At 64.8% G+C, this 19738-nt stretch carries 19 protein-coding genes; 7 read left to right on the top strand and 12 right to left on the bottom strand.

The window, feature by feature from the left end:
- Window position 1: 1 nt before the first annotated feature.
- Together AC1DSF_RS07610 and AC1DSF_RS07605 are read right to left on the bottom strand one after the other, a co-directional pair.
- Window positions 2-1153, bottom strand: a complete 1152-nt coding sequence (locus AC1DSF_RS07610) for an MFS transporter (protein WP_478182556.1) — start codon at window positions 1151-1153, stop codon at window positions 2-4.
- 217 nt (window positions 1154-1370) lie between these two features.
- Window positions 1371-2126, bottom strand: coding sequence for a hypothetical protein (locus tag AC1DSF_RS07605; RefSeq protein WP_478182555.1), 756 nt, complete (start codon window positions 2124-2126; stop codon window positions 1371-1373).
- 149 nt (window positions 2127-2275) lie between these two features.
- On the opposite strand from AC1DSF_RS07605, the gene AC1DSF_RS07600 reads away from it, so the two are divergent.
- From AC1DSF_RS07600 to AC1DSF_RS07570, 7 genes are all read left to right on the top strand, one after another.
- Complete coding sequence (locus tag AC1DSF_RS07600) at window positions 2276-3256, top strand: tripartite tricarboxylate transporter substrate binding protein (RefSeq protein WP_478182593.1); 981 nt, start codon at window positions 2276-2278, stop codon at window positions 3254-3256.
- Entirely contained in the window at window positions 3256-4026 is a 771-nt protein-coding gene (locus tag AC1DSF_RS07595; protein WP_478182554.1) for an enoyl-CoA hydratase, read from the top strand. The genes AC1DSF_RS07600 and AC1DSF_RS07595 overlap by 1 nt, the downstream gene beginning before the upstream one ends.
- 221 nt (window positions 4027-4247) lie before the next feature.
- A complete protein-coding gene (locus AC1DSF_RS07590; RefSeq protein ID WP_478126615.1) occupies window positions 4248-4949 on the top strand; it encodes an SGNH/GDSL hydrolase family protein in 702 nt (233 codons plus the stop codon).
- 54 nt (window positions 4950-5003) lie between these two features.
- On the top strand, window positions 5004-5249 hold the full coding sequence (locus tag AC1DSF_RS07585; protein ID WP_478126614.1) for a hypothetical protein: 246 nt from the start codon (window positions 5004-5006) through the stop codon (window positions 5247-5249).
- A gap of 171 nt (window positions 5250-5420) precedes the next feature.
- Window positions 5421-5969: an OmpA/MotB family protein gene (locus tag AC1DSF_RS07580; protein WP_478143248.1), complete on the top strand. Its 549-nt coding sequence runs from the start codon at window positions 5421-5423 to the stop codon at window positions 5967-5969.
- 169 nt (window positions 5970-6138) lie between these two features.
- Entirely contained in the window at window positions 6139-6945 is an 807-nt protein-coding gene (locus AC1DSF_RS07575; protein ID WP_478182553.1) for a DUF2092 domain-containing protein, read from the top strand.
- A 20-nt stretch (window positions 6946-6965) separates the two neighbouring features.
- Complete coding sequence (locus tag AC1DSF_RS07570) at window positions 6966-7418, top strand: hypothetical protein (RefSeq protein ID WP_478126611.1); 453 nt, start codon at window positions 6966-6968, stop codon at window positions 7416-7418.
- A 17-nt stretch (window positions 7419-7435) separates the two neighbouring features.
- Here AC1DSF_RS07570 and AC1DSF_RS07565 read toward each other — a convergent pair whose 3' ends face one another.
- From AC1DSF_RS07565 to AC1DSF_RS07520, 10 genes are all read right to left on the bottom strand, one after another.
- The gene (locus AC1DSF_RS07565) at window positions 7436-9163 is read right to left on the bottom strand and encodes a sulfatase-like hydrolase/transferase (RefSeq protein WP_478182552.1); all 1728 of its coding nucleotides are present in this window, start codon (window positions 9161-9163) and stop codon (window positions 7436-7438) included.
- A 240-nt stretch (window positions 9164-9403) separates the two neighbouring features.
- Entirely contained in the window at window positions 9404-10447 is a 1044-nt protein-coding gene (locus tag AC1DSF_RS07560; RefSeq protein WP_478182551.1) for a CaiB/BaiF CoA transferase family protein, read from the bottom strand.
- Window positions 10444-11595, bottom strand: a complete 1152-nt coding sequence (locus AC1DSF_RS07555) for an acyl-CoA dehydrogenase family protein (RefSeq protein ID WP_478182550.1) — start codon at window positions 11593-11595, stop codon at window positions 10444-10446. Before AC1DSF_RS07555 ends, AC1DSF_RS07560 begins: the two co-directional genes overlap by 4 nt.
- Before the next feature lie 3 nt (window positions 11596-11598).
- Window positions 11599-12429, bottom strand: a complete 831-nt coding sequence (locus tag AC1DSF_RS07550; RefSeq protein WP_478182549.1) for an SDR family NAD(P)-dependent oxidoreductase — start codon at window positions 12427-12429, stop codon at window positions 11599-11601.
- A 26-nt stretch (window positions 12430-12455) separates the two neighbouring features.
- Window positions 12456-12875: a MaoC family dehydratase gene (locus AC1DSF_RS07545; RefSeq protein ID WP_478182548.1), complete on the bottom strand. Its 420-nt coding sequence runs from the start codon at window positions 12873-12875 to the stop codon at window positions 12456-12458.
- Between the two features lie 11 nt (window positions 12876-12886).
- Window positions 12887-13327: a MaoC family dehydratase N-terminal domain-containing protein gene (locus tag AC1DSF_RS07540; protein ID WP_478182547.1), complete on the bottom strand. Its 441-nt coding sequence runs from the start codon at window positions 13325-13327 to the stop codon at window positions 12887-12889.
- 10 nt (window positions 13328-13337) lie between these two features.
- The gene (locus AC1DSF_RS07535) at window positions 13338-14519 is read right to left on the bottom strand and encodes a lipid-transfer protein (RefSeq protein ID WP_478126604.1); all 1182 of its coding nucleotides are present in this window, start codon (window positions 14517-14519) and stop codon (window positions 13338-13340) included.
- Between the two features lie 145 nt (window positions 14520-14664).
- Complete coding sequence (locus AC1DSF_RS07530; protein ID WP_478182546.1) at window positions 14665-16239, bottom strand: acyl-CoA synthetase; 1575 nt, start codon at window positions 16237-16239, stop codon at window positions 14665-14667.
- 120 nt (window positions 16240-16359) lie between these two features.
- Window positions 16360-17340: an AraC family transcriptional regulator gene (locus AC1DSF_RS07525; RefSeq protein WP_478143238.1), complete on the bottom strand. Its 981-nt coding sequence runs from the start codon at window positions 17338-17340 to the stop codon at window positions 16360-16362.
- Between the two features lie 123 nt (window positions 17341-17463).
- A complete protein-coding gene (locus AC1DSF_RS07520) occupies window positions 17464-19737 on the bottom strand; it encodes a tetratricopeptide repeat protein (protein ID WP_478182545.1) in 2274 nt (757 codons plus the stop codon).
- Window position 19738 lies beyond the last annotated feature (1 nt).

The following is a 19738-nucleotide window of genomic DNA, read 5'->3' as shown; positions in this document are numbered from 1 at the left end:
ATCAACGCAAGACCGGACGCTGTGCCCGCCAGTTCAGGAAGGCGCCGGCCGCCATCAGCACGCACGTCGCCAGGAACACGAACCGCATGCCGAAATGCCCGCCGACGAAGCCGCCCATGAGCGGACCGACCACCTGCCCCGTGTACTGCGCGGACACTGAATAGCCGAGCATGCTGCCCGCCGACCGCTCGGGAACGCTATGCCTGATCACATGCGCGATGCACGGCAGCAATCCGCCGAGCGAAAGGCCCATCAAAAACCGCAACACGACCAGTTGCCAGCTTGCGGTGACGAAAGCCTGCGGGATCAGCAGCGCGGCGGACACAGCAAGACAACCGACGATGACGTTCCATGCACCGACGCGGTCGGCAAGCTTGCCCAGTCGCGCCGCCGAAAGAATGCTCCCCAGCGCCGCGGCCGACATGACGAGGCCCGCCACCATGGTGGCGTGGCGGGGGTCGGCAACGAGCTGTTGCACATAGACGGTGATGATCGGCTCGATCGACATGTTGGCGAGCATCAGCAGCGTGCCCGTGATGAACATGACGACCACCGGCCGCTTGTCGTCGATGCTCGACCACCCGCCGCTCGACTTGGCCGTCTTCGCGATTCGTGGCCGCTTGTCTTCGCGAATGAGGAGGAGCGTCGCAAGAAAGGCCACGAAGATGACAGCGCCCGCAGCGAAGAAAGTCCAGCGGATGCCGATCAATGGCGGGAGGACGCCGCCGATGAGCGGCCCCGCGAGGCTGCCCGCCATGATGGCCGACGACAGCGTGCCGAGCGCCCAGCCGGAACGTTCCTTGGGCGTCTGGGTGGCAATGAGGAGAGTCGAACCCGACGCGTAACCGCCCAGGAGGCCCGCAAGCAGCCGCAGCCCCACCAACTGCCAGACGTTCTGCGCCGTGCCGATGAGCGCCATGGCCACGGCCATGCCGAGACTCGCGCGGATCAGCATCAGCTTGCGGCCGTACAAGTCGGCCAGGCGCCCCCAGAGCGGCGCAACGAAGGCCGCGGACAGGAAGGTGGCGCCATAGGCCGCGCCCGACCATTGCGCAATGCCCGCAGGGTCGGTCACACCGAGTTGCTCGACGAAGAGCGGCAGGAACGGCAGCAGCAGCGTCATCGCGACGATGGTCGTGAACGAGCCGAACATGCAGACGTAGAGATTGCGTCGCCAGTGCGAGTCTGCAGACGAGTCGAACGTGGAAGCGGAAGAGGGCGCAGAAGAGGGCGCGGAAGAGGAGATGGGCACGCAGGCATGTTAGGCCGATGGGCCTGAATCAGCCGTGCTCATGCGAGGGGGCGACCATCGTGCGGCGCGAAGGATGCTCCGACAAAAAGCCCGCCGCCTTCGGTCATTCGCCGCTGGTTCAGAAGCCCAGCGTCGGATTGCGGCGCGCTTCGTCGCGCTTGCGCTCCTCGCGCACGAGGTTGCAGCGCGGGTGTCGCGAGTATTCGGGCTTGTCGCAGTGCGCGGCTTCGCAGCGCGCGGCGAAGACGAAGTTGAGCGTCTCGCACCCGTGGCGCGGATCGAGCGCGACGGGCCGTTGCGGCGCCGCCGTGCGCGGAGGCGACCGGCGCTCGGGTGCCGGTTGATAGCTCGGAGCGGCCGGAGCTGTGGAAGCGACAGGCGGCGCCGGGGTCGGCGGCGCGACTGCGGCGGGCGGCTCCGCCGTGGGACGGGGATGAGTCGGCGCGAGCTCGAGTTCGCCCGGCGACAGCGAGGCCACCAGCGGAACGGAATCAGCAGGCGCCTGATTCGCCGGACGGGGCGGATCCGCCTTCACGGTTGCGACGGCGGAGGACGCCACGACCGTAGCCGGCGCAGTGCTCGCGACGCGCGCCGCCTTGTGGGAGCTGCGCGACGCTTGCACGTACCAGGCGACCGCCAGTGCGGCGACCAGAAGCGCCACGCCCAGCGGAAACAAGGGCTCGCGCACGGCCCGCCTGAGCATGGACGCAGCCTGGCTGGAGGGCCTGGCGGAGGCCGCTGCATCCCGGGCCCGCATCGTTTCGAGCACGGACGGCGCTGTGGGCGCAAAAGCTGGCAACTTGCGTGCGCATCCGTGACAGAACATCGCGGCATCGCGATTTTCAGTGTGGCAGGCGGCGCAGATCACGGGCATTCAAGACTCCGATGCAAGAGGCGGGATGATGATGCGTCACTTTCGATGCACGGCGCATCGATGTCTGCCAGCGGCCTCCTACTCTTTGGGGGCTGTTGGGGCGGCAGAATCGCTGGCAATAGAAACAACATTTGGAGACACTCATGCGCATGTCATCGTCCCGCCGCCTTTCGTTCAAAGAGGGCCTTGTGGCCGCCATCGCTTCCGCATTCGCGGCCGGCAGTGCGGGCGCGCAGACCTGGCCCACCAAGCCGATCCGCCTGGTTGTGCCGTTCTCGGCCGGCGGCGCCAACGACCTGATGGCGCGTGCAGCCGCCGAAGGAGCTTCCAAGGTGCTGGGCCAGCCCATCGTGGTCGACAACAAGCCAGGCGCTGGCGCCATCCTCGGCGCGGACGTCGTCGCCAAGAGCGCGCCGGACGGCTACACATTCCTCGTGAGCGCGGCGGGCGTGATCTCCAACAGCATGATCAAGAAGAGCATGCCGTACAAGGACAGCGAGCTGGTGCCGGTCGCGTTGATCGGACTTGCGCCCTCCGTGATCGTGGTGCCCGCGGACGCACCCTACAAAGACCTCAAGGAATTCGTCGCCGCCTCGAAGAAGGCGGGCAGCGGCTTCCATTGGGCGACTGCGGGCACCGGCAGCACGCCGCACTTCGTCGAAGGCATTCTCGAAACCAAGTACGGTGCCAAGCTGGACGTGGTGCCCTACAAGAGCGGTTCCGAATCCATCACCGCCGTGCTTGGCAGCCAGGTCGAGGCCACTTCGGAGGCCAGCATCGTGGTGCTGCCCTACATCAAGAGCGGCAAGCTGAAGCCGCTGGCCGGCACGTGGACCCAGCGCATTTCCGCCTATCCGCAGCTTCCGACCGCGAGCGAAGAAGGCTTCCCTGAAATCCGCATCGCGCACTGGGCCGGCGTGCATGCGCCGCGCGGCACACCCGACGCGATCCTCGACAAGATGGCCGATGCCATCGACAAGGCAATGAAGATGCCGGCCACCGTGGAGCGCCTCAAGAGCATGGGCATCGAGCCGATCGGCGGCAACCGCGCGTCATTCACGAAGTTCGTCGACGAAGAGCGCACGCGCCTGGGTGGCGTGGTGAAGGCCACCGGCATGAAGGAAGACTGATGCAGATCGTTTTGCGCGAAGACCTGCGCGGCGTCGCGACGCTGTGGCTGAATCGTCCGGCGCAATTCAACGCGCTGTCGGAAGCCATGCTGGACGCGTTGCATGAGCAACTGGATGCGCTGGCCGCCGACCCCCAAGTGCGCTGTGTGGTCATCGGCGCAAAGGGCAAGGCCTTTTGCGCAGGGCACGATCTTCGTGAGATGCGGGGCAAGCCTGAGCTTGCGTACTACCAGGCGCTCTTTGCACGGTGCAGCCGGGTCATGCAGGCGATCCAGGCGCTGCCCGTGCCCGTCATCGCGCGGGCGCACGGCATCGCGACGGCGGCGGGTTGCCAGCTGGTGGCCAGTTGCGACCTCGCCATCGCGGCGCAATCGGCCAGCTTTGCGGTGTCGGGAATCAACGTCGGCCTGTTCTGTTCGACGCCATCGGTCGCGTTGTCACGGAACGTGTCTGCCAAGCGTGCCTTCGACATGCTGGTGACGGGGCGCTTCATCGATGCTGCGACGGCGGCGGACTGGGGCCTCGTCAACCAGGCCGTTGCCGACGAGTCGCTGGACGCAGCCGTTGAACAGAAAACCGCCGAGATCATCGCCAAGAGTGCGACCGCGGTGCGCTACGGCAAGGCGATGTTCTATCGGCAGCGGCAGTTGGCGCTCGCGGAGGCATACGCTTATGCCGGGGACGTGATGGCGCGCAACATGATGGAAGAAGACGCGGGTGAAGGCATCGATGCGTTTCTGGGAAAGCGCGCGCCGAAGTGGACGTCTTGACAGGGCTCGACACCGGCCTTGCAGCGTAGAGCTGCGCGTTCGGGGCGGTGTGACTGTTTTTGCAGGCCTTCCGTGTTGTTCGCGAACGAGAAAGAATTCACGGGAATTCGTTGAATATCCTTTAGCGTCGGCGAAATAGTATTCAATGAATACTGAAAATTTGCCGCGGCAGCGCGTTGCTGCCGCTGGCGCCCCGCAGCATCAGGGGCAAGACAAAGTAGATGAATGCGAAAAAGATGCTGTGCCACGCGCTCTTGGCGCTGCCAGCTCTCCTGGGTGCTTGCGGTGGCAGCGGTGGAGGGGGAACGGACGCTGGCGGTGTTGCAGAAGGCTTGCCAATTGCGACGGTGACTGCGCATGCGCAGAAGCAAACAGGCCAAGCGAAGCCGCCTCCGGCTCCGATGGTGTCCTCCTGCTCCGTCGCCTTTTGGGGCGACTCGATCTCGGTCTTGACGGCGCCTCACTTGGGCGAGGGCCTGCAAGTCCAGCTTCGCGGCACCATTGGCGGAACCGCCGCAGCGACGGTGCCAACCTTTCTTCAAGATCCCCTCGATGCTCGCTTCGTCGTGCTGGAATACGGCACGAACGACAGCAACGGAAAGACGCTGTTCGAGTCTCCGATGCGCTCGATGTTGGAGTCGGTCAAGGCCAAGGGCCGCACGCCGGTCGTGGTGGGACTGTCGAACGCCACTCAAGGCGAAATGGCTTACCGCGCAGTGAACAACTTGAAGGGCAGCCAACTTGCGAACGAATACGGCGCTCTTTTCGTGGACTGGGCTGCTGTGCCTTGGTCGCCTTCCGACCTGATGGACGACGGTGTACATCCCGATGATGCCTATCAGCAACGCCTCGCAGGCCTATTGACGCAAGTCCTCGTAGACGCCGCGCCTGAGTGCGGGCAAAGTGGCGCGGCCGCAGCCTGAGCGGTGCGAGAACCGGCCGATCGGGCGCCGGTTCACCCTCAAGGATTCGCTGTCGTGAGTGAAAACAACCGTCCGCATCGCACGAAACCACTGTTGCCCGGCACGCCGTCTGTCCAGGAGATCAGGACCGCACGCCTGGATGCCGGACTCACTCAAGAGCATGCCGCTGCGCTCATCTGGTACAGCGAAATCACGTGGAAGCAGTGGGAGGGCGGTGTGCGCCGTATGCATCCCTGCACGTGGTGGGCGTTCCAACAACGGGCGAGCGTGCTGCGCGCGACAGCGAAGGTGAAGCAATGAGGGCAGCTACGAAGCGAAAGCCGATGGTGCGGGGCCCCTTCCACGTACGTGCATGTACGTGTGGGCCGGGATTTACGCGCTTTTGTCGACCGCCGAAGATGAAGTCGCTTCCGGCCGGCAAGTCGCATGACGTATGCGACACCGGACGGACGCAGCTTTCAGGAGGCAAGCATGAAGTCGAAGTTCATCCTCGCGCTGTGCGCAATGACACTGGTCGCCGGTTGTGTGTCGAAGCAGACCTACAACACCGAAGTGCAGAAGGCAAACACCTATGCGTCGCTCGACAAGCAACTCTCCGGAGAGCTGAGCAGCGACCAGGCACAGATCACGAATCTGCAGGACCAGCTGAAGGTGACGATGGTCAACGAAATTCTCTTTCCTGAAGGCGGCTGGAAGCTCAGTTCGAGGGGCGAGCAGACGCTCGGCAAGATCGCTCCGACGCTCTCCAATCTCCCGGGTCAGCAGATCATCGTGCAAGGATTCACCGACAACGTGCCGATCGGGCCTGAGCTGAAGTCGCGCTTTCCGTCCAATGTCGAGCTCTCGTCGGCACGTGCGGACGACGTCGTGCGCTTCCTGACGTCGAAGGGCGTGCCGCAGAACTCGATCTCGGCGCAGGGCTTCGGGGATGCGCGTCCGGTCGCGAGCAATGACTCGTCGCAGGGCAGGTCCAAGAACCGCCGCGTCGAGATCGTGATCGCGGCGGCCGGTCGTCCGTGAGGACTGCGCACGAGCGCAGGCGTCCGCCGATGGCGTGACGCAGTCATCAAACAATCCTCCAGGAGGTCGCATGGACCGTGTCGATGCGCGCAACAAAGTCGTTGCGATCGCCGCAGGCTTGGCGTGGCGAAAAGGCCATGCCCTTTGATCTCAACTTCGGAGCACACCGATGACTCTCGCCATGGATCAACTCAGTCGTCGTCTTGCCGTGTCTTTGCTTGCCGCAATGGCGCTGCTTGGCGCCGGACCAACTGTTCTCGCGCAGGACAACAAGCCCGCGCAAGAGGTGGCGCCCGCGAAGGACTTGAAGGACGAGCGCGCGCTCGCGCTGCTCAGAAGCATGAGCGACACGCTCGCGGGCGCGAAGACCTTGAGCTTCAAGGTGCGCGGCATCGTGCCAACACACTCGCCGACAGGGCAGTTCGTGAGCCTTTTCGCGTCCTCTCGGGTGGTGATGCAGCGGCCGGACAAACTCTTCGTGGAAGCGCGCGGCGACTTGTTTCCGAGCGACAGCTTCTATGACGGCAAGTCAGTCACCGTGATTGGGGTCGATCGCAAGTTCTATACGCAGCGTGACGCCGCTGGGGGCGCGATCGAGGCACTGATGAACGGCGTGCAGCCGGATTCCGACGCCACGGCGCCTTTCTTCGACTTGTTGGTTCCAGACCCGTACGCCCTCCTGACAAAGGATCTCTCGAGTGCACTCTTCGTCGGCCAGACGGTCATCGGCGGTGTGATGACTCAGCACTTGGCGTTCACCGCCCCGGGACTTGACTGGGAGATATGGATCGGTGCTTCCGACAAGCTGCCGCGCCAAATGGTCGTCTCGTACCGCACGGGCGAGAGGCAACCGACCTTCACGGTCGAAATCTCGGACTGGAAGCTCAATGCGCCGGTGCCGGCGAAGACCTTCATCGCCGCGATCCCTCCCGGTGCGGCGAGACTCGAGTTCAAGCAGATGGGTCAGGCCAAGTGACCGTGAAAAGGAGCGTAGCCATGAATCAGATCAAGACCCTCGCCCTTGCGGCCACTCTTGTGGCCGGCGTCCTGGCTCCGCTCTCCGGCGCGAATGCATGGATCGCCGCTGCGGGCGGCTGGCGAGGTGGTGCCGTGGCGGTAGGCGGCTACCACCCCTATCACCCGTACTACCGTCCTGCCGGTTGCTATGGCTGCGGCGCCGCTGCAGGTGCGGTCGCGGGCATGGCCGTGGGCGCAGCGATCGCGAGCCGCCCCGCCACCGTGGTGGTCCAGCAGCCTGTCGTGGCCGTGCAGCCTCTCCCGGTTGTGGTGCAGGGCGGCCCGCCGCTCGGTACGCAGATGGCTGCGCTACCCGGTGGGGCGCGCAGCATGGTGGTGAACGGCGCCAACTACTACCAGTCCGGCGCCACTTGGTACAAGCCTTACTTCGGCTCCAGCGGTGTGTATTACGAGGTCGTTCCGGCGCCGTGACGACGCTGGTCCGCGGCTCAGCTCAGCACAGAAGAAGCCTGAGTGACTTCGGGCGGCACATAACCCGGCGCTCCCCCGGTGTGTGGGACCAGTCGCTTCTTCGCGAGCTGCTCGCCGAGCACCTGCTTCATGCGCGCCAGCAACTCGCGTGAGTGCTCGTCAGCGTATCTCGGATGTGCGAGGTTGCGCGTCTCGGTGGGATCGGCGGTGAGGTCATAGAGCTCATACTCGTCAGCGGCGCGTTCGCTGACCTTCTCGACCTTGTTGCGGCGCATGAGACGCTCGTCGCGTACACCCGGCACTGTCCAGAACTGAGGGTTGTCGTAGTAGCGCGCCAGTTTGGCCAAGTGCTTCTGACCGTTCACGTCGACCTCGGCAACCACCATCTCGATGTGGTTGGGCTGGATGACGTTGAAGTAGGCGCCGGTCATGCGAGCCCAGATCTGGAATGGGCTCTTCGGGTGCTCGCTGCCCTCGGTGATCTCGTCGTCGGTCATGAAAAGTATCGGTTCGCGTGCCGGCGCCTGGCCGCTCCCGAGGACCACGCCCGACAAGTCGCGGCCCACGAGCGGATGCGCTTCCTTGTGCGTAGCCGCCACCTTCTTCAGTGCGGCGGCCGGATCGATGCCTGCAAGTCCCAGCAGGGTCGGAATGACGTCAGCATGGCTCGTCGGCGTGTCGATTGTCTTGGGTCCCTTGAGCAGGGGACTGGCGACCACGAACGGAATGCGGGTCGCCTCTTCGTAGGCGATGTGCCATTTCTGGTGCATACCGCCGTGGGCGCCGAGCATGTCCCCGTGATCGGTGCTGAACACCACGATCGTGTTCTCGAACTGCTTCGTGGCGCGCAGGGCCTCAAGCACGCGCGAGATCTGCTCGTCGACATTGCGCTGCATCTGGAAGTAGAACTTGCGCTGAAGCTCGACCCACGGCTGGGGCGCGAGCATCTTGCCCCAGACGTCGACATAGCTTTGCTGGGCGCTCGGCTTGGTCGACAGATCCTCGTCGTGCGTTGGCGAATTCGGAATCGAGGGAATTTCGCTGGTGTCGAAGCGCAGGCCCTGCGCCAGCCCGATTACGCCGAATATTGCGATGTCATGCGGATTGAGGAACGAGCACACCGTGAGCCAGGGTTGGTCGCTGCCGTCGGCATCAAGGCGCTTCAGCAGTGCGATGGTGTCGTCCGCCGTGAAGKGGTCGCGGAGCGTGCCGGTGTTCTGCGGCCCGAGCCCGTGGGGCTCCGGCCCGATCCACTCCGAAAAGCCGTACGGCTCCAGCAGGTCCGCCTTGAGGCAAGTGGCGATGTTCTCGGGAATCGGCGCGCCTTCCTTGGTCAGCGTCTGCAATTGTCCTTCGCCATCCGGCGCTGGCAGGTCCCTGTGGGCCACGTGCCATTTGCCCTTGTAGAAGGTCCGGTAGCCGCCAGCGCGGAACCAGTCGCCCATGGTCGGCACCGTGTCAGGCGCGAGCCAGTGCATATCCGCACTGTCCGGTCCTTTGCAAATCCCATCCGTCTGGGTGACGCCGTGCAGCGACGGATACTGGCCGGTGAACAACGATGCACGGCTGGGTGTGCAGGCTGCCGACATCGCGTAGTGGCGCTCGAACGACACACCCGCGTCGTGCAGGCTCTGCTCTCCCTTGAGCACTTCACGGCGGAAGGTCTTCAGGTCCTCGTTCTCATAGGACGGCGGAAATCGCTGCTGGTCGGTCAGGATGAGGAAGATGTTCGGCTGCTTTGGCATATACATCCCTTCGATCGATTGATCTCGCGGTCATTGACGAACCAGCTGCGCCGCGACAGAGCGCCGCATCTCGGATTGTCGAGAGGGCCGCACAGGCAGGCAATCCCGGCAGCTACCTATCTCCACGTACGGGCTCTCTGGCCAATGGGGGCTTTCGAGTTCGACTTGCTCTGACCCCGGCCTTGCTGCTGCGATCGGGCATCGGATGGATCGACGGACCGCGGCCCGTCGGATCTCGCTTCAGGCGGTCGGGCCGTCTGTCAGCGGAGTGAAGCGTGGAGCGCCGCGGGCCGTGAACTCGCCGGTTGGCCTGACGCTGTAGATGCTTCGCGCCGCGTTGTGCGGGTGCCGCGCCGCCTCGGCGAGACTCAGCACCGGTGCAAAGCACACGTCGCTTCCTTCGAGCAGCATCGACCAATGCGCCCGCGATTGGCTTGCGAACAAGGACGTGAATCGCGCCTTCAGCGTTGGCCACGTGGTCTTGTCGTACTGGGCGGACGGGTTCACATCGGCAAAACCGAGCTTCTCCAGCAGCAGTGCGTAGAACTGCGGTTCGAGTGCTCCCAGTGTGATGAAGCCGCCGTCGGCGCAGGCATAGACGTCGTAGAACGGCGAGTCGTGGAACGGGCTCGGTTCGGGTCCATCGATCTGGCCGCCGGAGCGCACCATCTGCGCGATGCCACCGAGCATGGCGAGCACGTCGACGATGGCGCCATCCACGACGCGTCCATGGCCGCTCGCACGCGCGTCGAACAGCGCGCAGGCAATGCCGAAAGCCAACCCGAGGGCACCGGCGGCATCTCCGACGACGGTCGGCGGCACCATCGGTCTTTCGCCGCGGCGGGCGGACAAGGACAGCAATCCCGTCAGCGCCACGTAGTTCAGATCGTGGCCCGCCGCCTGGGCCAAGGGCCCGCTCTGGCCCCAGCCGGTCATGCGGCCATAGACCAGCCGCGGGTTGCGCGTTGCGCAGTCGGCAGGGCCGAGCCCGAGTCGTTCCATGACGCCCGGCCGGTTGCCCTCGATCAGCGCGTCCGCGGCCGAGACCACCGCCATCGCCTCGGCGATCGCGCCCGGCTGCTTCAAGTCGAGCGCGACGACTGCCTTGCCGGCACGCATCGGGTCTTCGCCGCCGCCTCCCAACTGTGCGCGCACCGCGCCTCGCGCAGGGCGCGTGATCAGCGTCACCTCGGCCCCCATGTCGGCAAGCATGCGGCCGGCCAGCGGACCGGGGCCGATGCCTTCGAACTCGACGACGCGTACGCCTTGCAGCGGCGGGTTCATGGCGCCAGCTTTCGCGCGATCAGGTCCTTCATGATTTCGGTGGTGCCACCGTAGATGCGCTGGATGCGCGCATCCGCATACAGCCGCGCGATCGGATATTCGGCCATGTAGCCGTAGCCGCCGAACAGCTGGACGCACTCGTCGACGACCTTGCCCTGTTGTTCGGTGCACCACCACTTGGCCATGTACGCGGCCTCGTCGTCGAGCGTGCCATCGAGCATGCGCTGGATGCAGTCGTTGACGAAAGTGCGCACCACGTGCGCGAGGGTGGCGCATTCAGCAAGCTTGAATCGCGTGTTCTGGAAGTCGAACACGGTCTGGCCGAAGGCCTTGCGCTGCTGTGTGTATTCGACCGTGAGCTCGACCGCGCGCTCGATCACCGCCGCTGCCGGTACGCACAGCAGCATGCGCTCATACGGGAGCTGGCTCATCAACTGGATGAAGCCTTGGCCTTCTTTCGGGCCAAGCAACTGGTTGGCTGGCACACGCACGCCATCGAAGAACAGTTCGGCGGTGTCCGATGCATGCTGGCCCAGCTTTTCGAGGCGGCGGCCGACGCGGAAGCCCGGCAGGTTCTCGGTTTCCAGCACCATCAGCGACACGCCGCGGCTGCCCGCATCGCCGGTGCGTACCGCGACCACGAGCAGGTTGGCCGTGAAGCCGTTCGTGATGAACGTCTTGGCGCCATCGATCACGTAGTCGTCGCCATCGCGCCTGGCCCGGGTGCGCAGCGCCTTGAGGTCCGAACCGCAACCGGGCTCCGTCAGCGCAATGCCGGCCAGCAATTCACCACTGGCGAGCTTGGGCAGCCATCGCTTCTTCTGTGCCTCGGTCCCGTAGTCCAGGATGTAGTGCGCGGCAATGGTGTGAACGGCGGAGTTCGCCGGCACTTCGGCCTTGGCGAGTTCGTCTTGCACCACGAGCTGATAGGCCACCGATGCACCGGCCCCTCCGTACTCCTCGGCAAGTTCGGGCAGCATGAAGCCCATCTGCCCGAAGGGGCGCCAGACTTCGCGCGGGATGTAACCCTGACGTCGCCATCCTTCAAGGGATGGCACCAGTTCGCCGACGACATAACGGCGCACCTGGTCGCGAAAGGCTTCGATGTCTTCGTCCATCCAGCGATGGCGGTAGAGCTGTGGCAGCATGCTTCAGATCCCCGTCAGGCCGCCGCTGCACATCAGCGTCTGGCCGCTCACGTAGTCCGACTCGGGGATGCACAGCAGATACACCGCGCCCGCGGCCTCTTCGGGCGTGCCGCCGCGGCCCAGCGGGATGCTTCGCTCCATCATCGCCATCAACTCGGGGTTGACGCCGACCTTGATCTCGCGGCCCTCGATGTTGGCCGTGGACTCGCCGGCCGCACTGGTGGTCAGGCGCGTCTTGATGAAGCCATAGGCCACGCAGTTCACCGTGACGTTCATGCGCCCCCATTCCTTCGCCAGGGTCTGCGTCATGCCGACGATGCCCGCCTTGGCCGCGGAGTAGTTGGTCTGACCCGCATTGCCGAACAGCCCGGCGACCGACGAGATGTTGACCACCTTGCGCATCACGCGCTGTCCCGCCTCCGTTTCGGTCTTGCCGAGCGCGCGAATCACCGGTTGCGCGGCGCGCAGGATGCGAAACGGTGCCGTCAGATGGCAGTCCATCATGGCGTACCACTGCTCGTCGGTCATTTTCTGAATGACGTTGTCCCAGGTATAGCCGGCGTTGTTGATGATGATGTCCAGGCCCTTGTATTCGCTGACGGCAGTGCCGACGAAGCGCTCGGCAAAGTCCGGCGCCGTGACGCTGCCGACGCAGGCGACGGCCTGGCCGCCAGCCTCGCGAATGGCCTGCACGGTTTCCTGGGCTGGGTCGCTGTCGAGGTCGTTGACGACGATGCGCGCGCCTTCGCTGGCCAGCTTGAGTGCGATCGAACGGCCGATACCGCGGCCCGAGCCGGTGATGAGGGCAACCTTGCCCTCGAGTTTGCGTGTCATGTGGGATGTCTCCTGGGGTGAGGTGTTCAAGGCAATGCAACGAGTGCAATGCCCGCGATCTTGGTTTGTCCGAATTGGTTGGCGCTTTGCAGTTCGATGCGCACGCAGCGCTCGCCGTTGTGCTCGAGTTTCTCGATCACCCGACCGCTGCAGCGCATCGCATTGCCGAGGTGGGTGATGCCCTGGAAGCGCGCTTCGAACTGGCGCAAGCGGCTCTGCGGCGTCCAGCCGGTGAGCAGGCGGCCCAGCCAGGCCATGCCGAGCATGCCCTGCGCAAAGACGTCCGTCATGCCGGCACGACGTGCGACGTCGATGTCGATGTGGATCGGGTTGTGGTCGCCCGAGGCGCCGCCGAAAAGAGCCAGCGTGGTGCGATCGACAGGTGGAAGCTGCAGCGCGGGCAGCTCGTCGCCGACATGGACGGTATCGAAGGTAGGCAAGGTCATGTGAAGGTCCTTCAGTTGCGGCAGACAAGCACCGTGCGCAGTTCGGCCACGAGCTCATCGCGCTGGTTGGTCGCGCGCGCGGTCTTGACGACGAATTCGAGTGCGCCGTTCTTCTTGTCGTAGATGTCGCTGATGGATGAGCGCACCGTTACCGTGTCGCCCACGCAGGCGGCGCGGTGGTAGCTGAAGCTCTGCTCGCCATGCAGAAGCCTCGCGATGGGGATCTGCAAATCCGCGAGCATGCGCTCGGAGGCGCCGGAATCGAGTTCGGCCGCGAACAGAAAGGTCGGCGGCGCGGGCAAGTCCGGGTAGCCGGCATCGCGTGCGGCGGCCGCATCGGTGTAGACGGGATCGGTCTCGCCGATCACCTTGGCGAAGAACTGCAGCCGACTGCGCTCGATGGGCAACACCGACGCGGGCAGCTCATGGCCGATCCATTTCTTGTCGATCATGATTTCTCCCTCAGACGCGTTCGTACAGCGTGACCACGCAGGCGCCGCCCAGGCCGAGGTTGTGTTGCAGCGCCAGTTGGGCGCCTTCGACCTGACGTTGCTCGGCAGTGCCGCGCAGCTGGTGCGTCAACTCGAAGCATTGCGCCAGGCCGGTGGCGCCCAGTGGATGGCCCTTGCTGAGCAAGCCGCCCGAAGGGTTGGTGACGACCGTGCCGCCATAGGTGTTGTCGCCGTCGCAGATGAACTTCTCCGCGCCGCCCACCGGGCAGAGGCCAAGCGCCTCATAGCTCACCAACTCGTTCTGTGCGAAGCAGTCATGCAGCTCGACGACATCGATGTCTTGCGGTCCCACGCCGGCGGCCTCGTAGACCTGCTGCGCGGCCGAGCGAGCCATGCTGAAGCCAACCACTTCGCGCATGTCACCTGCCTTGAAGGTGATCGGCTGGTCCGTCGTCATGGCCTGCGCCTTGATGCGAACCTGGCGATTCAAACCATGGCGCTCGGCGAACTCGGACGAGCAGATGATTGCCGCCGCCGCGCCGCAGGTGGGCGGGCACGCCATCAGGCGCGTCATGACGCCGGGCCACATCATGGGAGCATTCAGCACGTCCTCTTCGGTGATCACGGTGCGGAAGAGGGCGAGCGGATTGTTGGCCGCGTGGCGGCTTGCCTTGGCGCGGATCTTGGCGAAGGTCTCGAGCTTCGTGCCGAACTCCTTCATGTGCGCGAGGCCCGCGCCGCCGAAATAGCGCAAGGCCAACGGCAGGTCGACGTCGGTCAGCGCCGCGGCCTGTTCGTCGAAGCGCTCGAACGGGCTCGTCCGGTCCGTGTACATCGAGCCGAGCGCGCCGGGGCTCATCTGCTCGAAGCCCAGCGCCAGCACGCACTCGGCGGCACCGCTGCCGACGGCCTGGCGCGCCAGGAAGAGCGCGGTCGAGCCGGTGGAGCAGTTGTTGTTCACGTTGACGACCGGAATGCCGGTCATGCCGACTTCGTACACGGCGCGCTGGCCGGCGGTGGAGTCGCCGTACACATAGCCGACATACGCCTGTTGAACCAGCTCATAGCCGATGCCTGCGTCGGCCAGGGCCTGGCGGGTGGCCTTGGCGGCCATCTGCGGATAGGGCTCGTTGGCGCCTGGCTTGGTGAAGGGGATCATGCCGACCCCGCTGACAAAGACGTCACGGTTCATGGAGGACTCCTGGAGGTGCTGAAGAGGGCAGCGGGATCGCGCCCTTTGAATGGTTCGATGGTAGGAATTCGTTGCCCCGCCGGCGATGACACATCGCATCGATCGCATGGCAAAAGGCATCGGCTTGCCGGGACATGCCCTGCTGTCAGGCCACTTGCCGGGATTGCGCTTGCCAGAAGGGCTCGCGCAGCTTGGTCTTGAGGACCTTGCCTGCACCGGACAGCGGCAGCGCTTCGGTGAAGACCAGGCTGCGCGGGCATTTGTAGCCAGCGATCAGCGACTTGCAGTAGGCGATGAGCGCTTCCGCGGAGGCTTCCTCGCCGGGCTTGAGAACCACCACCGCATGCACCGATTCGCCCCAGTCCGCGCTCGGAATGCCGATGACCGCGCAGGCCGCAACGGCGCGATGCTGGGCGAGGGCGTTCTCGACTTCGGCCGAGAAGACGTTTTCTCCGCCGGTGATGATCATGTCCTTCAGGCGGTCGGCGATGAAGATGAAGCCGTCCTCGTCCATCCAGGCGCCGTCGCCGGTATGCATCCACGCGTCGCGCACGGCCTGGGCGGTCATCTCGGGCTTGTTCCAGTAGCCTTGCATCACATTGGGGCCTCGCACCACGACCTCGCCGACGATTCCGCGGGGCACTTCGTTGCCCTGTTCGTCGACGATCTTGACCTGGGTGACGAAGCTGGCCCGACCGGCTGCGCGCAACTTGCCGCGTTTGCGGCCCTCCACCGTGTGAGTCCAGGCGGGGTTGATGGTGGCAACCGGCGAAAGCTCGGTCATGCCGTACGCCTGCACGAAGCTCACGCCGGGCAGCGCGGCCATGGCGCGGTCGACCAGGGCCTCCGAGATGGGCGCGGCGCCGTAGATGATGGTGCGCAGCGCGCTCAGGTCGCGCGGCTTCTGCATCGCCGCGTGGTCGACCATCATCTGGATCATGGTCGGGACCATCAACACATGAGTGGCGCGGTCGCGCTCCAGCACATCAAGGACCCCTTCGGGATTGAATGCCGGAATGATCGAATGGGTGTTGCCCTCCAGCCAGTGCGCCATGGCACAGCCCATGTCGGCAAGATGGAACATCGGGGCCGCATGGAGGTAGGTCCCCGCAGGCGAAGCGAGCCCTTCGGCCCGCGCGGCAAGCGCGGAGCTGCACAAATTGGTGTGGCTCAGCATCACGCCCTTGGGAAATCCCGTGGTGCCGCCGGTGTAGAAGATGCCGGCCAGGTCCTCGCCGCGTCGCAGGGCATCGGGCACCGGGTCCGTGATTGCGATCAGCGCTTCATAGCCGCGCATGCCCTCGGGCACCTCGCCATCGCCGCAATAGACCACTTCACGCAAGGTGCGCGAACTGCGCCGGAACTGCTCGGCCATCGGGCGAAAGGTCTCGTCGACCAGAAGGATCGTCGAGCCAGAGTCGTCCAGCGAATAGAGGATCTCTGCAGCAGTCCAGCGGATGTTGCAGGGATTGAGAACGCCACCGGCCCAAGGCACGGCCATCTGGTATTCGAGGTACCGATCGGAGTTGAGCGACAGCATCGCGACGCGATCGCCGACCTGCATGCCGAGCCCTTGCAAGGCACCAGCAAACCGCGCAACGCGATCGGCCATTTGCCCGAAGGTGCGATGGCGATCGCCACAGCGCACTGCAACGCGCTCGGGGTGTTGCTGCGCCGCCCGGTGCAGGGATTGCGTGAGATACATGGTGCTTGTCTCCATTCGGCCACGGAAAAACGTGGCCCATTGATATGCACCCGATCGTAGGAAGCGCCGGCCCCGCGCACGATTGCGCAATGCCCTGATCCGATGGCAAAAGACCTCACTCCCGCGAAGTCCGGATCACCTTCCGCTGCGGCGATAGGCTCCGGGCGCGCTGCCCGTCCATCCCTTGAAGGCCCGCTGAAAAGCCGCGCTGTCCGCAAACCCAAGCTCATAGGCCAGCGCCGCCAGCGAAATGCCGCTGGTGTTCAGCCGGACGATGGCCGTGTCGCGGCGGAGTTCGTCCTTGAGCGACTGAAACGAAGTGCCTTCGCTCGCAAGGCGCCTCTGCAAAGTGGAGGTCGACATATGCAGCGCTTCGGCCGTGGCGACAAGATCGGGCCATGCGGGCTGCGTGCCCTGCAAGTGACGTCGCACGCGCGCGCTCACAAAGTTATCGACTCGCCTGGGAACGATGATTTCGGCCTGCGCATAACGAAGTGCCGTGCGCACTTCGGCTTCCGTGCGTCGCACCGGTTCTTTCAACCAGGCAGCCTGGAACCAGAAGGTCGACCGCACGCAATCAAAGTGCAGCGGCGCAGGAAACGCCTGGCCGTAGCTACCGGCGTAAGCGGGCAATCCGAACGCGAAATCGAAGCGCTCCGCGGGGAGTTTGCCGCCGATCAACCAGGCAAGCTGGCGCCAGAACATCCGAAGAAAGAACTCGTGAAGAAAGTTCGGATAGATGACCGAAGCGTTCGTGAACTTCAGCGACAGGCCTGCCAATGCGCCGTCTTGCACAGGCTCCAGAAGCACATCGTCCTGCAGCAGCCAAAAGGCGCGAGCGATCCGGCGCATCGCCAGTTCGAGCGTTTCGGCCCCGACAGCAGACAGGGTGATCAAGCCGAGGCTGCCAGGCTTCAAGGGCCGCGACAAGAAGCCGAGGCATTCGTCGTCGAGGCGCTTCATCAGGATACGGAACAGTTCGGAGTACTGACTCGCTGTCACCCGGGCGCTGGCCTGTTGCATGAGCGAGGGAGCGATGCCGGCTTCGAGCAGGAATTCGTCGCAGCCCTGGCCGCGCGCGTGGACACCCGAAAGCATCCCCTGCACAAAGGTCATTGGAATGGTGACGGGCGGAGGCAGCATCGAATGGGGGAGGTGTCGACCTCGGTGCTCAGACGCTGGTCAATCGTCGAGTGGTGGGCGATCGAGTGGTCTGCAATCATCTTATCGCGATGAATATCACTTCCTGCAGAACGCGTCGCCGCTGCGCTTGCAGATCGCTGCGGCGGCCGCGGCGGCATCCTGGTCCATTGGACTGAGCTTCAGCGCGTTTTCCAGTGTTGCGAGCGCCAGTCGGTCCTGGCCATCGCGCTCGAGAGCCAGCGCATAGACATAAGCGAAGCGAGCGTTGTCCGGCGCAAGCTCTGCGGAGCGACGCAAGAGCACGAGTGCCTGGTCGAGACGGCGTTGGCGCAGCAGTGACAAGCCCAGGGCATGCTGGGCGGTGGCGTCGCCCGGAAACTTCGCGGCAACATCCCGCAGCAGAGATTGCGCATCGTCCTCTCGACCTTGGGCGCGATACACGTCCGCGAGATTCAACGAAGACGCCGCCATGTCCGGTGCCAGCTCGATCGCCTTGTTCAGCGCCGCCTCGGCCTCTTTCCACTTGCCCTGGTCCGCATAGAGGGTGCCGAGGTTGTCATAGGACTCCGGCCGATCGGCGTTGAACAACTGCACCTTGACGTATTCATCGACGATCGCGGAAAGCTGCGCCTGGTCTTTCGCGTCCCATCCTGCGACCGGCACACCGGCCAGCCAGCGGGCGACGGACATGCGAACGGCCTTGACCGGATCGGCGAGCATGGGGCGCAGCCATTGGGAGCGGATCTCTGGTGGCGCGGTAGCCAATGCTTCCACCGCCGTTCGCCGCACCAACGGATCGCGGTCCTGCAGCAGCTTGCCGATCTGGTTCAGCCCTTCAGGCCCCATCGCGGGCACGGCCCTCGACAACGCGCTGGCACGCGCAATCGACGATTGGCCGGCGTCCTCGAAGACCTTCGACAGCAGCGACAGCGCCTTCTCGTCGCCCTTGTCGAAGGCCGCGAATGCGGTCTGCAGCGGCGGGTGACGCGCTTCGATGCCCGGATACCAGCGCAGCAGCGCTTGCGAGGCCCACTCCGGCGACTTGTCGACATGGCATTTGTTGCAGGCGTTCGGAATGCCGGTGCCCACCGAAAGATCGGGCCGCGGCACCCGGATGCCGTGGTCGTGCCGCGGGTCGATGGACATGTAGGTCGTGGTCGGCATGTGACATGCGACGCAACTGCTGCCCTTGGAATTCAGTTCGTGGAAGGTGTGGGTCTGCGCCTCGTACTTGGCCGGCGCATGGCATTGAAAGCACACGGCGTTGCCCGGCGCGCGCAGCTGGAGCGAATGCGGGTTGTGGCAGTCGCTGCAGCTCACCCCCTTCTGGTACATCAGGCTCTGCTGGAAGGACGCGTAGTTGTAGACCTCGGCCTTCATCTGGCCGTCGGGCCAGAACAGGGACTTGTCCAGCAGCGAGGGCACGTGCGTGTCCAGCAGCGGCTTGCCATGCACGTAGTTGTCCGAGATCTGGCTGCGATGCGAATGGCATTGCGCGCACAACTGGACCTCGGCCCTGTCGGGCGATACGGCCGGGCTGCGCACCGCATTGCCGGTTTCCGCGCTGATGTTCCATTGGGCATCCTTGCGGTCCCGAAGCAGCTGCGCCAGTCCCATCGTGGCATCCGACAGCCGTGCTGCTCCTGACAACCCGGACCAGGCCACATGGCGCGACCCCGGGCCATGGCAGCTTTCGCAGCCGACATTGCCTTCAGACCACGTGCTGCCGTAAGTGCGCGTGACGACGTCGAAGTTCTTCTTGAAGTTGGTCGTATGGCATTCGGCGCACATGAAGTTCCAGTTGTTCTGGCGGCCCGTCCAGTGCAGCGGGTCGCCGGGCTTGACGTTTTGCCCTGCGTGCAGATCGAACCAGCGCTGGCCTCCCTTGCCCTGCGGGCGGGCATCCCAGGCCATCGTCAGCGCCTGCATGCCTTTGTCGGGCATCGGAACCAGGAACTGCTGCAGCGGATAGACGCCGAGTGTGTGGGTCACCTCGAACTCTTGTTCGCGTCCGTCGCGATCCTGCGTCTCGATGTAGAACTTGCCGTCGCGCTGCCGGAAACGCGACGTGATGCCAGCTTCGGTGAAAGCTTCTCCGCGGAAGGGCGCCAGCACGGTCGCGGGCGTCGCGTGCTGCATCGCCAGATCGTGGTGCGAACCTTGCCATGCCTGGCCTTGAGCTTGGTGGCAGCCCACGCAAACCTGCGACCCGACGAACCTGGCGGCTGACGAAGGCGCATCGGCGCCCGAGGCGATCTTGCGAGGCCCGGTTTGCGGCGAACCCAGCAGCCAGGCCAGCCAGGCCAGCACGAGCAACCCGGCGCCAACAGCCAGCGCAATCGCAACAAGCCGGCCTTGCTGGATGCGCACG

This window comes from Variovorax sp. 01N429 (genome assembly GCF_056399425.1).
This window is presented reverse-complemented; position numbering and strand designations above follow the sequence as displayed.